General features: G+C 43.6%; 12 protein-coding genes and 1 tRNA gene. 7 read left to right on the top strand and 6 right to left on the bottom strand.

Translation table 11 applies throughout. The annotated features are described in order from the left end of the window. Positions 1-52: 52 nt before the first annotated feature. The 3 genes from ABWY16_RS17045 to msrA all read right to left on the bottom strand — a co-directional run bounded on the left by ABWY16_RS17045 (position 53) and on the right by msrA (position 2027). The gene (locus ABWY16_RS17045; protein ID WP_353905861.1) at positions 53-631 is read right to left on the bottom strand and encodes a GIN domain-containing protein; all 579 of its coding nucleotides are present in this window, start codon (positions 629-631) and stop codon (positions 53-55) included. A 186-nt stretch (positions 632-817) separates the two neighbouring features. Next, positions 818-1279 carry a DUF4334 domain-containing protein gene (locus ABWY16_RS17040; protein WP_353905860.1) on the bottom strand — a complete coding sequence of 154 codons (462 nt, stop codon included), beginning with the start codon at positions 1277-1279 and terminating at the stop codon, positions 818-820. 148 nt (positions 1280-1427) lie between these two features. Next, positions 1428-2027 (bottom strand): peptide-methionine (S)-S-oxide reductase MsrA, encoded by a 600-nt coding sequence (gene msrA, locus ABWY16_RS17035; RefSeq protein WP_353905859.1) that lies wholly within the window; start codon positions 2025-2027, stop codon positions 1428-1430. 293 nt (positions 2028-2320) lie between these two features. On the opposite strand from msrA, the gene ABWY16_RS17030 reads away from it, so the two are divergent. Next, a complete protein-coding gene (locus ABWY16_RS17030) occupies positions 2321-3283 on the top strand; it encodes an isopenicillin N synthase family dioxygenase (protein WP_353905858.1) in 963 nt (320 codons plus the stop codon). Positions 3284-3330: 47 nt separating this feature from the next. Here the strand turns inward: ABWY16_RS17030 and ABWY16_RS17025 are convergent. Together ABWY16_RS17025 and ABWY16_RS17020 are read right to left on the bottom strand one after the other, a co-directional pair. Continuing rightward, positions 3331-3403, bottom strand: a tRNA-Thr gene (locus tag ABWY16_RS17025). Positions 3404-3514: 111 nt separating this feature from the next. Further along, positions 3515-5326: a serine hydrolase gene (locus tag ABWY16_RS17020; protein ID WP_353905857.1), complete on the bottom strand. Its 1812-nt coding sequence runs from the start codon at positions 5324-5326 to the stop codon at positions 3515-3517. A 137-nt stretch (positions 5327-5463) separates the two neighbouring features. Between ABWY16_RS17020 and mutL the strand changes: the two genes are divergently transcribed. Genes mutL through ABWY16_RS16990 form a run of 6 tightly spaced genes read left to right on the top strand, consistent with a single transcriptional unit; the run spans position 5464 to position 12427 of the window. Then, positions 5464-7320 (top strand): DNA mismatch repair endonuclease MutL, encoded by a 1857-nt coding sequence (mutL, locus tag ABWY16_RS17015; protein WP_353905856.1) that lies wholly within the window; start codon positions 5464-5466, stop codon positions 7318-7320. 5 nt (positions 7321-7325) lie between these two features. Continuing rightward, positions 7326-8060, top strand: coding sequence for a rhomboid family intramembrane serine protease (locus tag ABWY16_RS17010; protein ID WP_353905855.1), 735 nt, complete (start codon positions 7326-7328; stop codon positions 8058-8060). After that, a complete protein-coding gene (locus ABWY16_RS17005; protein WP_353905854.1) occupies positions 8053-8919 on the top strand; it encodes a rhomboid family intramembrane serine protease in 867 nt (288 codons plus the stop codon). The genes ABWY16_RS17010 and ABWY16_RS17005 overlap by 8 nt, the downstream gene beginning before the upstream one ends. After that, positions 8919-10028 (top strand): endonuclease/exonuclease/phosphatase family protein, encoded by a 1110-nt coding sequence (locus ABWY16_RS17000; protein ID WP_353905853.1) that lies wholly within the window; start codon positions 8919-8921, stop codon positions 10026-10028. The genes ABWY16_RS17005 and ABWY16_RS17000 overlap by 1 nt, the downstream gene beginning before the upstream one ends. A gap of 48 nt (positions 10029-10076) precedes the next feature. Beyond that, the gene (cysS, locus tag ABWY16_RS16995; protein ID WP_353905852.1) at positions 10077-11540 is read left to right on the top strand and encodes a cysteine--tRNA ligase; all 1464 of its coding nucleotides are present in this window, start codon (positions 10077-10079) and stop codon (positions 11538-11540) included. A gap of 29 nt (positions 11541-11569) precedes the next feature. Further along, the gene (locus tag ABWY16_RS16990) at positions 11570-12427 is read left to right on the top strand and encodes a DUF4440 domain-containing protein (protein WP_353905851.1); all 858 of its coding nucleotides are present in this window, start codon (positions 11570-11572) and stop codon (positions 12425-12427) included. A 47-nt stretch (positions 12428-12474) separates the two neighbouring features. Here ABWY16_RS16990 and ABWY16_RS16985 read toward each other — a convergent pair whose 3' ends face one another. Beyond that, positions 12475-14829: a glycoside hydrolase family 31 protein gene (locus tag ABWY16_RS16985; protein WP_353905850.1), complete on the bottom strand. Its 2355-nt coding sequence runs from the start codon at positions 14827-14829 to the stop codon at positions 12475-12477. Between the last annotated feature and the right edge of the window lie 118 nt (positions 14830-14947).

Genomic DNA, 14947 nt, shown 5'->3' with positions numbered 1-14947 from the left:
AAAATTGAAAAAGGGTGCATCATGCACCCTTTTTTGTTCCTGAATGATTTCTTTAGCGGATATAGTCGCTTTCCCACCTGGCCACCATTTCCACCGGGCTTTTTTCCTCACTGGTTTTTGCCGTAAAATTTTTCATCTCCAGATTTGGATTTCCTACGGAGATCAAACGATCCGTTTTGCCGGTTAGCTCCAGTTTCGACTGGCCATTTGTCACCGTATACAAGCTACTTGTGTTTGCTTTAAAGCGGCCTTCAGCTTCGTCATTGAACATCAGCTGCAGGTTTATAAGATTAACCTTTCCTGCTGATCTCACAACTGCCTGATCAAAAGCCTCGATGCGATAAATGTTCTTAAAATAAACAGTTACAATAACGGGTACGGTTTTGCTGGAACTGATTCTCAGTTTGTTTCCAATCTGCGTGATAGAGATGTCCCTTGGATCACCTTCATCAATTGTTACCTGATCTGTATGGCTCTGAACAAAATACACAATGGTATTTCCGGTCAGGATTACCCGCTTAAAGTCGTGATTGACTGTATCCTGTAAATGAGGAGCGGAATTCATTTTTTCTGCTGCATAGGCAGTGGAGATTGTTAACCATATCAAAATGGCTGTTGCTAGTTTTTTCATTTCTGTTTTTTTTTTGACTGGTTTAAAAGAGCGCAAGGATAGATGTCTTGTTTTCAATTAATTATCAAGTCAAAGGAACAGCTTTTACAGGCTCGGGTAAATCCCCTATTAGGGTGCTTATATAATCAAAATGTCCCCCAAAAAGGGGGACATAGCGTCATTTGGGCTGTTTTTAAGACAAGCCCATCAGTTTCTTTCCAGGAAAAAGTAAAAGTAGTTTCCAGTCTGATCAAGAGCGTCCTTACCATCCCTGATACCTATCAGTGTGTTCTGGTCTACTTTCCTGAAGTGGGCCACTGTAGGCACACCATCATAAACCAGTGAGGTAGAAACCTTGTCCCTGAAAGCAACAGGCCAGATGCTGGCCTCGCCGTTCATTGATTCTGTATCAGAAAAAAAATTACCATCTTTATCAACGCAAACCAGTGGCTTTACATCTAATTGCGAAATGAAGGTTTTTCCATACCACCTTATTCCCTCAAGGGCGGCCACAATAGGATGCCCTGTCTTTAGCTGTCCGCCTTTCCATTCTCCAAGGATTTCCTCCAGAGTGATGGGCTCAAGGGAATCAAAAAAGTTATCCAGGTCTTTTGGGTTTAAATCAGAAGCGGAGTTTTTAAACTCCTCAAATTTTTCTTTTGTGCTCATTTGATGTTGTGTTAAAAGTAGTATTCGCTGGAATGCCGTAGCATTAGCGGTTATTGAATAATCACACAAAAGAGGGAATTTCTTTTAAAAGCAAAAATCCCCTATTAAGGGGATTAATGTTTTGTTAATCAGATAGAAAGGCTTGATACTAGTTTTTGAGCTTGCTTTTAAAGATCTTTTCCAGTTTTTCCATTTTTGGCAGGATAACCAGTCTGCAGTAGGGCTGGTTAGCATTTTTAGAAAAGTAATCCTGATGATAACTTTCTGCCAGGTAAAATGGTTGGGCCTTAGTAATTTCTGTTACTGCCGGTTTGCCGTAAGCATTGGTTTTATTGATCTCGGCTTTATACTTTTCTGCTGCAGCTTTTTGTTCAGGCGTGTGATAAAACACTACAGAACGGTATTGAGTACCCACATCAGCACCCTGGCGGTTTAATGTTGTTGGATCGTGACTTTTCCAGAATACTTCAAGTAACTCGTCATAGGATATTTTAACAGGGTCGTAAGTTACTTCAATAACCTCTGCATGGCCGGTAGTACCTGTGCAAACGTCTTCATACGATGGGTTGGCAATCTGGCCGCCTTCAAAGCCTGATCTTACCGATTTAACGCCTACTAAGCGGTCGAACAATGCTTCTGAACACCAGAAACATCCCATCCCGAAAGTGGCTTTCTGTAATTTCTGCTGCTGTGCATCGGCGCTGTGAACAGAGAGAAGGACTAAAATCATGATTGATAGATATTTCATTTGTTGTGTATTATATATAAGAATGGACTTTAACTATCCGGTAAGGTTTAGTTGCCTGAGCAAATTTACCGCATATTTGATTGTTATTAACGCATTGTACAGTAATGCAGATGTACATTCGCGGGATTATAACCTAAAATTACAGTTAACTGATAAACACATTCGGGCAGATTTTAATGTTAATAACTTAAATAATTGTAAATTAGTAGGATGACTGTTGCTGAAGTTTAAATACCGGCTTTATCAACAATTGTTTTATAATTTCGATCATTTAAAAATTTAAGTTAATACCTATGTCAACACCCTATATTCCAACCCTGGATCTCGGTTCTTATATTGATGGAACAGAGCAGCAACGTAAAAAGTTCTCTGATGAACTGGGAAGAGCTTTCAATGATTCAGGTTTTGTAACGATCACCAACCATGGCTTAAGTCAGGAGCTGATTGACAAACTTTATGAAAATATCCAGGCGGTATTCAGTTTGCCTGCAGATCAGAAAGCTCAATACGAGAAACCTGAGCTTGCGGGCCAGCGTGGTTATACCAGTCCGGGTAAAGAAACAGCGAAGGGGGCAAAGACTGCCGATCTGAAGGAGTTCTGGCAGATTGGACAGACTGTTACTGATGGAGACCCGGTTAAATTCCTGTATCCTGATAATGAGTTCCTGGAAGAGATCCCTGAATTCAATGAGATTACCAACGAGGTATACCAGAAACTTGAAAGCAATGGAAAGCATCTCCTGAGAGCTATTGCAACCTATCTTGAACTGCCGATCGATTATTTCGACGCACATGTGCATAACGGAAATTCGATCTTAAGAGGTATACATTATTTCCCTATCCAGGATCCAGATGCCCTGCCAGATGATGCTGTCCGCGCGGGAGCACATGAGGATATCAACCTGATCACACTTCTTATAGGTGCAAGTGCTGACGGGCTTGAGGTACTGACCAGAAGCGATGAGTGGTTGCCGATCAAAGCACATCATTCAGATATTGTGGTAAACGTGGGCGATATGCTGCAGCGCTTAACCAATAACAAACTGCGTTCTACAACACACAGGGTAGTAAACCCGCCAAGAGAACTGATGAAAACCTCGCGTTTTTCAGTTCCGTTCTTTCTGCATCCGCGTGCTGATATGGACCTTACCAGTCTGGATTCCTGTATTGACGAGGACCACCCGAAATTGTATAGCGATATGACTGCCGGCGAATATCTTGATGAAAGACTGAGAGAAATAGGGCTGAAGAAATAAAACAAAAAATCCGCTGAGTATCTCTTGATACCAGCGGATTTTTACTGAGCCTTCTATCGGGATCGAACCAATGACCTACTGATTACAAGTCAGTTGCTCTACCAGCTGAGCTAAGAAGGCTTTTAAACCCTGTTAATTTCTTAACAGGGTGCAATGATAAAAGAATTGATCCTGAATACAAAATATTTTTTTCATTTGCGGGCTTATCCGCCTGTGGCTGAGCCACAAAAATTACAGTCCTTTGTCGATCGCGCTGTTAATTACTTCCTGTATCCGGGAGCGGATGCCCATCTTAACCAGTTTATCAGTTACGCCCGGATTAACCCGGTTGGATAAAAACACATATACCAATCCCCTCGAAGGATCTACCCAAACAGCTGTTCCGGTATAACCGGTATGCCCAAAGGTTTGGGGGGATGCGCTTGCAGACGGATATTTTTTAGCAAGATCCGGATCCCAGCGGTCAAAGCCCAGGCCTCTTCTGCTCACATTGGATTGTTTGGAAGTGAAGGTTGTTACTGTTTCAGGTTTAAAGTATTGCTGTCCGCCATAAGTTCCTTTGTTCAGCAGCATCTGGTACATGATTGCCATATCGTTCGAACTTGCAAACAGACCGGCATGTCCAGATACTCCTCCGGCCAGTGCCGCACCCTGGTCGTGCACAAAGCCCACCAGCAGGGTTTTCCTGAAATAGGTATCCTGTTCTGTAGGGATGATCTGATCTTTGCTGAACCTGTTCCTGGGTAAAAATCCTGCAGTTTGCATCCCCAGGGGAGCATAGAAGTTCTCTTCGGTATACGCGTTGAGTTTTTCCCCGCTGATGTGCTCTACGATTTCGCGCATCACATACATGCTGATATCACTGTACACGTATTTCCCTCTGGTTCTGATCGGTGCATTGAGCATGCGCGGCCACATTACATCCCTGAAATAATCTTTTCTTATAAAATATCCGTCGGCCACCTTAGTAGGGTAAGCTGCCGAAGAGTCACTGCTATGATCAGTTGGTTTTACGCTGTCTTGAAAAGGGATATAAGGAATAAATCCTGCCTGGTGCAGCATCACTTCCCTTACCGGGATGTTGTTCATTGCCGTGGTTCTTGCCAAAGCGATATAAGCTCCGATGTTTGTATCCAGGTTCAGTTTATTCTCTTCTGTAAGGCGCATCACCATCGGCGTGGTTGCTGTAATCTTAGTTACCGATGCAAGATCAAAGATATCTGTAATTTTATCCGGTACACCGCCATAGGTATGGCTGCCATAGGCTTTGTTAAAGATCACTTTACCATCTTTGGCCACCAATACTACCATTCCGGGTGCTGCGTGGGCATTGATAGCTTCTGCAGTAATGTTGTCGATTTCGCGGAGGTTATCCGAGTTTACCCCTGCATCCTCCGGCAGCGTATATTTCAGTCGGTTTGCTACAGTACTGAATCCTGAGCCGATGGTATATTTTCCGGACACTGCGGTAGTCAGTTTATTCTCTGCGGCTATCCCTCCGAAAATTAGCTGCGGGATCAGCGCTGCTGCTTCTGCACTTTTTTGCTGCGACCAGATGATTGGCGCCTTAACAGCGTCAAAAGCTACCAGGGCAGTTTGATCGCCATACAGCGCAACAATAACAGTTTTGTTTTTGGAAACGGAACTGATAAAGTTGATGTATTTTGCATTTGTGGTCTCACGGTCGGAGATGGAAATGATGACCGTGTTAAAATATTTCAGGTCGTCTTCCAGTTTAAAAAGATCGGCTGCGGGCTCATAACCTGCAGAACTGAAGGAAGTGATTTTGCTGTATTTATTGAGCAGGCTGTCTGATACCGGCTGGAAGCCAAAGCCCAGGCTAACTGATGCTATCGTTTTTTTGTCGAGCCCGCTGACAGGGACAATAGCAAGCTGGTTATTGAGCAGAACGGTGCGCTGCAGGATGGTAGTATTCATCTTCAGCAGGTCTTCATTTTTTTGGTGTTCCTGTGCGCAGGCGCTCAGGCTGAAAATTGCAATGATGCAAATGGTAAGGCTTTGCAAAAGGTTGTTTTTTAGCATAAAGTAGGTAAGTTCATTCAAAACGTTAAAGATATAAAAAGCTTGTGCCGGCTTCGTCACGAAATGGTATTTATAATCAAAAGATTTATGTATAAGGCTTATTTTCGTTAAATTAGCAACCTTTACTAAGGAGATAAATGTCAGATATAATACAACTTTTACCCGAGAGTGTTGCCAATCAGATAGCTGCCGGAGAGGTAGTTCAGCGGCCTGCCTCGGCAGTAAAAGAGTTAATGGAGAATGCAATAGATGCGGGGGCAAATAAGATACAACTGATCCTTAAGGATGCAGGGAAGGCATTGATCCAGGTCATAGATAACGGATGTGGAATGAGCGTTACCGATGCACGTATGTGTTTTGAGCGCCATGCTACTTCGAAGGTGCGCAAAGCAGAAGATTTGTTTGCCATCCGTACGATGGGTTTCCGTGGCGAAGCCATGGCTTCTATCGCGGCAATTGCCCAGGTAGAAATGAAAACCCGCAGGCATGAAGATGAGCTGGGAACACTGATCGAAATTGAAGGTTCTACGGTAACTAAGCAGGAGCCGGTGGCTACGCCGGAAGGCACAAGCATATGCATCAAAAACCTGTTTTACAATACTCCTGCAAGAAGGAATTTTCTGAAGAGCAACCCTGCTGAGATGCGCCATGTAATTGACGAGTTTCAGCGTGTATCACTGGCCAATCCGGCAATTGCCTTTAGCCTGCACCATGACGGGCTTGAAATCTTCAGGTTACCATCATCGGCACTTAAACAGCGTATTGTTCATTTATTTGGGAATAATTATAACGAAAGGCTCATCCCTGTTGAAGAAGAAACTACGATTATCAACCTCAAAGGCTTTATCGGTAAACCTCAGTTTGCCAAGAAAACCCGTGGCGAGCAGTTCTTTTTTGTAAATAACCGTTTTATCAAGGATGCTTACCTTAACCATGCAGTCAATAAAGCTTATGATGAACTGCTGGGCGAGGATAACTTTCCCTTGTATGTACTTTTTATAGATATTGACCCTTCCAAGATCGATGTAAATGTTCATCCTACAAAAACGGAGATCAAATACCTGGATGAAAAGTCGATCTATGCGATCATCCACTCTGCGGTGAAGCGCTCACTGGGACGGTTTAATATCAGTCCGACTATAGATTTTGACCAGGAAACAGCTTTCAGCGGAATGATCAGTCCCAAGTCCCTGGATGAAATCGTACCGCCGAGCATCAGTTTTAATCCTGATTTTAACCCTTTCAGCGAAGAAAAAGCTCCGGAGCGGTCAGAACGTGGTTTTACGGCATACAGAAGCAACGAGAACAGGGAACAAAGTACCAAAAACTGGGGATCACTTTATGAGATTTCCAACCATCAGCCGGTAGAGCAGGTAGCGATGGAGCTGCCCGGAAACGGACCTGATGATAAATATGCACCTGTGCAAAAACAGCTGATGCAGCTGCACAACAAATACATTATTTCGCAGATCAAATCCGGACTGATGTTAATTGACCAGCAGGCCGCACACGAAAGGATACTTTACGAACGTTTTAGTCTGCATCTGGAGGATAGAAAAGGGGCTTCGCAGCAAAGTCTGTTTCCGCAGACCGTTACGCTGAGCCCCAATGATTATGAGCTGGCGAAGAGCTTGCTTGACGATATCAAAAGCCTTGGCTTTGAGGTGCGCGAATTTGGTAAGAATACGCTGGTGATTGAAGGTATACCGGTTGATCTTGGCAGTAACCAGATCAATGAGACCCAGCTTTTTGAACACCTGATCGAAGGGTTTAAGAATTCCCAGCAGGAGCTGAGGCTGGATAAAAGGGATGCGCTTGCGAGGAGCATGGCCCGCAACAGCTCCATCAAAAGTGGCGTAGTACTGGGGCAGGAAGAAATGAATATGCTCATTGAACAGTTGTTTGCCTGTAAGGCACCCAACTTTAGTATCAGTGGTAAACCGGTTATCCAGACCATGTCACTGACAGAACTGGACAAAAAATTTGATAAATAAAAGAAATGAATACTATTCACATACCTCCTGTTGTTAAAAACCTGCTCATCATCAATGCGCTGTTCTTTGCAGCTAAATTTGTTTTTGAATCGAAGGGAGTAGACCTGGATGTTTATTTAGGCGCATTTTACTTCGATTCGCCATATTTTAAAATCTGGCAGCCCATCAGTTACATGTTTATGCATGGCAACTTTACGCATATTTTATTCAATATGTTTGCCCTTTATACCTTTGGGGCTGTGCTTGAGGCGCACTGGGGGGCAAAACGTTTTATCAATTTTTACCTGATTACCGGTTTGGGTGCACTGGCACTGCAATGGGCAGTACAGGCATTTGAGATTTACCAGATAGCGGGTACTCCTCTAGCCCATAGCGTGCTCTCTTTAGAATCGCTGGAGCAAAAGATGTACAATACGGCGCAGTTTACTCCAGAACAGGCTTCAACCTTATACGGTATCTATTTTGGCCCTATGGTTGGTGCTTCGGGAGCCATCTTCGGGCTGCTGGTTGCCTTTGGGATGTTATACCCGAATGCGGAATTGTACATTATGTTTATCCCCGTACCGGTGAAGGCTAAATACATCATTCCGGTGTATATTTTAATAGAACTGAGTTTGGGCGTGGCCAGTGTTGCCGGAGATTCTGTTGCGCATTATGCGCATCTGGGAGGGGCACTGCTGGGCTTCATTTTAGTAAAAATTTGGAAGGACAAAAATACTTTTTACGACTATTATGACTAGGAATAATCTTATAGCAGATTTAAAATATAAAGTTTTCCGCTCCGGGAACCCTGTGTTTTTTTACATCGGGATCAATACCATTGTTTTTGTAGCGGTTGCACTTTTTGGTGTTACCTATTTTCTGGCCGGTAATACCAACATTACTTTTTTGGATTATGCAAGGGAGTACTTTGCCTTTCCTGCAGCACTGCCAAAACTGCCTATCCGTTTTTATACGGTACTGACGTATCAGTTCCTGCATGAGGATATCTTCCATATCCTGTTCAATATGTTGTGGCTGTTCTGGATGGGTAATATCTTTATAGATTTTCTTAAACCCAGGCAGTTTCATTTTGTATACCTCAGCGGTGGTATCATGGGGGCATTGTTTTTTGCATTGGCATTTAACGTTTTCCCACCATTTATCCCAACGGCGTATGCAGCTACTATTATCGGCTCTTCTGCTTCAGTAATGGCAATTGCTGTAGCGGTAACTACCTTGCTGCCTGATTATACTATCAGCCTGATGTTTATTGGTACGGTAAAACTGCGCTATGTAGTGCTGGTATATCTGCTGATCGACCTGATCGGAATAGGCTATTCCAATCCGGGAGGAAGTTTTGCGCATCTGGGCGGGGCATTTATGGGCTTTATCTACATCAAGCTATTGCAAAACGGAAACGACTGGAGCAATATCTTTAAAAAGAAATCCAAATTAAAGGTAGTTAAGAATGACGCCCCAAAAGTTAGTCCAAAGCATACCAGCAATAAGGTAAACCAGAAAGAAGTGGATATGATCCTGGATAAGATTTCTAAAACAGGATACGATAAATTAAGCAAAGAAGAGAAGGAAACCTTATTTAAGGCGAGCAAGAGTTAATGAAGAAACGCAGAATCACATTTTTCACAAAGATATACCTGCTCCTTGCTGCAGTACTGGCATTTGCGCTGGTACTGGGGATGGTTGCGGGCAAATTTGATCCCCGCGAACATGCTTTGATAGCGTTTTTTGGCCTGGCATATCCTTTCTTACTGCTGCTCAATGTGCTAATGGTAATCTTCTGGCTGATGCAGCGCAGGATCATCTTTGCACTGATCACTGTAGCGCTGATAGCCTCAGGCTGGCATGCACTGATCGCTACTATCGGGTTTGTTGGTGAATCCGGTAACGGCCCAAAGAACAGTCCGGACCTGGTACGGATGATGACATACAATGTGCACAGCTTTAAGCCCTATGGCGAAGATAGCAACGAGTCTGTTAAACAGCAGATGCTGGCAGTAGTGAAAAACGAAGATCCTGATATCATCTGTTTCCAGGAATATTATTCGCGCCGCAAAGGACCATTTGACATTACTGACAGCCTTAAGAATATGCTGAAGACGCCTAACTATTATTTTATTCCCACTTCTGAGAATAACTATGAGGCTATGGGCCTGGCCATCTTTTCCAGATATCCTATAGTGGAGAAAGGAACTATCTCTTTCAGTTCCAACCTCGGCGGCAACGCCAGCATCTTTGTGGATATCCTGGTGAAGGGCAAAAAACTGCGGATTTACAATGTACACCTGCAGTCGATTTCATTTGATAAACAGGATTACGATTACCTGGACCAGGTAAAAAAGGATATGGAAGCCAAGATCACGCCGGCAAAACGTATCCTGAGAATGCTTAAGGCTGCTTTTTCCAAGCGCAGCGCGCAGGTTGATATCATGAAAGCACATATGAAAACCTGTCAGACACCTTTTCTTATTGCGGGGGATTTTAATGATACACCGGCTTCCTATGCAGTTACACAGCTTACCAAATCACTCAACAATTCATTTGTGGAAGAGGGCACCGGGCTTGGGCGTACGTATAACGGCAAATTTCCTAATTTCCAGATCGATTATATCTCGGCAACCAAACCACTGGTGATCACCAACCACCGGATTATCCAGGCTAAGTTATCAGACCATTTTCCGGTAAGAAGTGACATTAGGATCAATTAATATATCTGCAAATCTTTTACCTTTGACAACTAAATAATATAAATACCGATGGAACACGGCTTACAGCTATATAATACCCTAACACGCAAAAAAGAGAACTTTGAACCCCTGAACGGAGACCACGTAGGAATGTACGTTTGCGGGCCAACTGTTTACAGTGATGTGCATTTGGGTAACTGCCGTACTTTCATCTCTTTCGACCTCATTTTCAGGTACCTGAAATACCTGGGTTTTAAGGTGCGTTATGTAAGGAATATTACGGATGCAGGCCATCTTGAGGGCGACCGTGACGAGGGTGATGATAAATTTGCCAAGCGTGCCAAGCTGGAGCAGCTGGAGCCGATGGAGATTGTTCAGAAGTATACACTCGGGTTCCATGATGTATTGCGGATGTTCAATACACTGCCGCCAAGTATTGAGCCTACAGCTACAGGTCATATCATCGAACAGATTGAGATGATCACTGATATCATTAACAATGGCTATGCCTATGAGGTTAATGGTACAGTATATTTTGATGTAGAGAAATATAACAAGACTTATAACTATACTATACTTACCAACCGCAACCTGGATGACATGATGGCCAATACCAGGGAGCTGACCGGGCAGGACGAGAAACGCGGGCGACTGGATTTTGCGCTGTGGATTAAGGCCAAGCCAGAAACGCTGATGCGCTGGCCTTCGCCATGGGGAGTAGGTTTCCCGGGCTGGCATATCGAGTGCTCTGCCATGAGCGCGAAGTACCTGGGTGCCGAGTTTGATATTCACGGGGGTGGAATGGATCTTGCCGCAACACACCATACCAATGAGATTGCGCAGTCTGAGGCCTGCTACCATAAACATCCCGCCAAATACTGGATGCATACCAATATGCTTACCGTAAACGGATCAAGGATGTCTAAAACTGCAGGTAACGGTTTTATGCCTTTGCAGTTGTTTAGCGGCGAGCATCCCTTGCTTAAAAAAGGGTACAGCCCGATGACGGTGAAGTTTTTTATGCTGCAGGCACATTACCGCAGTACACTTGATTTTTCCAATGATGCACTTGATGCTTCGGAAAAAGGTTTCAGGAGGTTAATGAATTCCCTCAACCTGCTGGACAAACTTACGCCATCTCCGGGCGCCAGTGATTTTAATATTGCTGTGATCAGGGACAATTGTATAAAAGCAATGAATGATGATTTTAACAGTCCGGTAGTAATTGCAGAACTGTTCGAAGCAGCAAGGATCATCAACACAGTATATGATGGCAAAGCACAGATCACAGCGCGCGAACTGGATAACTTAAAGCACCTGATGCAGGAGTTTGTATATGATATTTTTGGTCTTAAGGACGAAGATTCTTCCAATACAGAACTGAATGATGTTCTGAATATGGTGATCGATATCCGTAAAAGCGCTAAAGAGAACAAGGACTATGCAACTTCTGACAAGATCCGCATTGGGCTGCATGATATCGGCATCCAGTTAAAAGACAGTAAAGAAGGCACTACCTGGAATAAAATCTAATACTATTTTTTTATACTACTACTCATCAAATGATCAATAAAATAATCTGCACCCTGCTGGTTGCTACACTAACTTTTAGCGCAAATGCGCAACGTACCGACGGAACTACTAAATCTTTATTAAAAGCAGAACAGGAATTTGCCGAGGCAGTGGCTAAAAACGGAGTGAAATCTGCTTATCATTCCTTCAGTGCCAGTGATGCACTGGTATTCAGGCCAAACCCTGTAAATGCAAAAACTTTTTACAATACGCAGCCCAATGATAAAAATGTGAGCTGGACGCCTGATTTCGCCAGGGTTTCGCGCAGTGCCGACTGGGGATTTACCAGTGGTGCATATGTTGTTGATGGTACAACGCAAACCTATGGTCAGTACCTGTCGGTTTGGAAGGCTGTCAATGGCAAATGGGAGCTTGTGCTTGATATGGGTACTACGCACAACAAACCATTACATCCTGTAGTGAATAGTTTTGTAGATCCTAAAGATTATTTTAAACCCCAGTTCCTGGGCCCGAGACAGATTGCTTCTGGCAAGGAAATCATCCTGACTACAGAAAAAACGCTGAGCGCGATGATCAAATCTCATGGTATTGGTGCTTATGGCGGTTTCCTTAACCCGGATTCGAGGGTACTTTTCCCGGGATATGAGCCTATTATTGGTAAAGACAAAATTGTAGCCTTTTATAATAGCCTGATGCAAAGGGTTACCTATAAAACTACCCAGGCTGATAAAGCAAATGGTGGTGATCTGGCTTATACCTATGGGGTGGCCACTGTAGATTACCGTACTGATCTCAGAGAATATTTCAATTATATATTTATCTATGCACGCCAGCCAGATCACAACTGGAATTTAGTTGAGCAGATTTATACACCTGCTGATAAATAAGTTTGCTATCATGATTTTTTAAAGAGGCTGTGGAGCAGCCTCTTTTTTTATTTCTCCTGAACGCTGATAATTCCCGTGTTGCTTAGCTTACGGATGGTCAGTTCTTTCCTGGTCTCATTATATGTATACTGATCTTCTTTTACAGCAGCTCCGTCCATAGATACAGCTAATGGCTTTGCGGCCAGATTCAGGATAATGTTCCAGGTCCGGTTTTTAACGCTGTTTTCGAAGCCCCCTGTGGTTTTACCAATTTCGATGATACTGGCAGTTGCAGTTTTTTTCGCGGTAATCCGGTTGGTTGAATATTTGCCGTTTTCATAATCGAAACTGATCCCGTCATCCTCGTATAAATCAAAGGCTGTTTCTTTCTGATCCGGAAATACGTACAGGGTGATTTCATCCATAGGTTTTTCGCCGCGGTACTGCATTACTTGTGCCATGGGTATAATGGCGCCTGAAGAAACATACAAAGCTCCTCCTTTATTATCCGGCCAGGTTACATCTTTTTGCTGCGAACCTTCAACTATTTCGCCGCTCCAGTAATCCTTCCATCTCCCGGCAGGGAAATACATTTCTTTTTTATAGATACCTACCATTAATCCGGGCCCGAGCAGATACTGGTGCAAGTTTTCACGGCAGTTTTTATCTTCAGGAAAAGCAATGGTGAGTGGTTCCAGCAAGGGCAAACCAGTTTTAGTGGTCATCCTGGCAGATGAATACAGATAAGGGAATAATCTTGAACGCAGTTCTGCGTAATCCTTGTGTATGGATTTGAGTTCGTTTCCCTGTACCCATGGCATTTTAAAGTAAGCCCAGCTGCAGATTTCGCTAAAGGGCAATAGGTAACCGTAATGAATTCCCTCTTTAGTGCTTACTTCCATATCGACGGTTGACCAGCTTCCGCCTACTATCGAAGTATTCAGGATACCTCCAAGCGTAGCCAGTTCTCCTCCTGTGTCCCCAGTCCAGGTGGCACCAAACGCCTGAAAGCCCGTCCAGCCGGCAGGGGTAAGTGCTGTGGGGCGCCTGTTTGTTTTTGCCTTAAAGCCGTCATACATCTGTTGTGAATAGAGAATAGGATAGAGGTTGTGCATTTCCTTATCTTTCATTCCATTTCCCCAGAGGCGGTCGGGGTGAAATTCCATTTGTACGGCAGCATCCTGTTTAAAAAAATCCACGCCCTGATCTACAAATTTTTCCAGGTGCTGGAACCAGGGAGTATCAATGCGGGTTACGGTATCTGCGTACACACTGCCACCCAGGTGATCATCCTGGAATAGCGGAGGTGTTGCGTTTGCTTTCGCCGCATTTTTCAGGGAATCTTCGTTCACTTTTATTCCTGCCCGCCTGGCTGCCTGCCTTTCTGCTTCGTAACTCAGGTCGTAATTATTGCACAGCCATAATTCGAGCTTAAAGCCCATCTTTTTCAGTGCGGGTACAAATGATGGAGGTCGTGTTTCAACAAACCAGAATGGGTGGGGGAAACGTTTGGAGCTCCACTTCTTTTTTATGGAGTAATCATATCTGCGCTCCATCCATCCGGGCTCCAGTCCGATTATATCGCAGGGTATTTGCTCCTGTCTGAAATTGTATGCTGCGGTCACTGCCTCCATATCATCGGCCTGATCGCGGCAGATAAACCATAAGCCAAAAGCCCACTGCGGTGGCAGGTTAGCCCTGCCGGTTAATCCAGTATAGGTACTCAAAAGCTGTTTGAAGTCTTTTCCGGCAATCACATAATAATCTACGGTACCACTTTGGTTTTTCCAGTTATATGTGTCGGATTTGGTTTTACACATATCAAATATGGTACGGAATGTAGTATTTACCAATACTCCTGCTCCATTTGTTGACATAAAATAAGGAACGGGAATATATGTTGAGGTCTTGTACCTGATATCACAGTCGGCCATGTATCCTCTGTGGTAAAGATGAGTTCTTGACTGATCTCCGAATCCGATCCAGTCTTCATTTTTGTCAGCTTTAAAAGTAGCCTCTGTGATACCCTTTTCAAAGGTAGCTGTCCGCTGATCCAGCAATACTTTGCTGCCATCGGCATTGGTAACGTAGATGTTTCCTGTTGAGTAATTGATCTTAACGCGCATATCAGCTGTTTTTGCGGAGAAAACCTGGTCGGTTTTTGCTACTTCCGGTTTGAAATCTCTGATGTCAGGACTATTTATAAATCCATAGCGGTTGAGCCCGGAGTTTTGAAAAGTGCCCCCTTTAGGGATAATTGAGATTCTGAGGATATTACTGGATACCATCTCAATTCTGATCCGCGAAGTTTTGTTAAAAGCATGTTCTATAATGTTCTTTTTACTTTTCTCCTGCGCCTTCACATTTAAGAGCGCTGATAAACAAAGGAATAATACTACATAAAAGAATTGTTTTGTTCTCATGTCTACATTTTTGGTGTTTAGTAAATATGTTGCAGGCCTTTGCCTCCTTTTATTAAAACTAATTCGGTTAAATAGAATAGTTGTAGTTAAGCTGTTAATGAAATTTGTTTCAGCTAAT

The organism is Pedobacter sp. (assembly GCF_040513095.1).
Taxonomy (GTDB): domain Bacteria; phylum Bacteroidota; class Bacteroidia; order Sphingobacteriales; family Sphingobacteriaceae; genus Pedobacter.
This window is presented reverse-complemented; position numbering and strand designations above follow the sequence as displayed.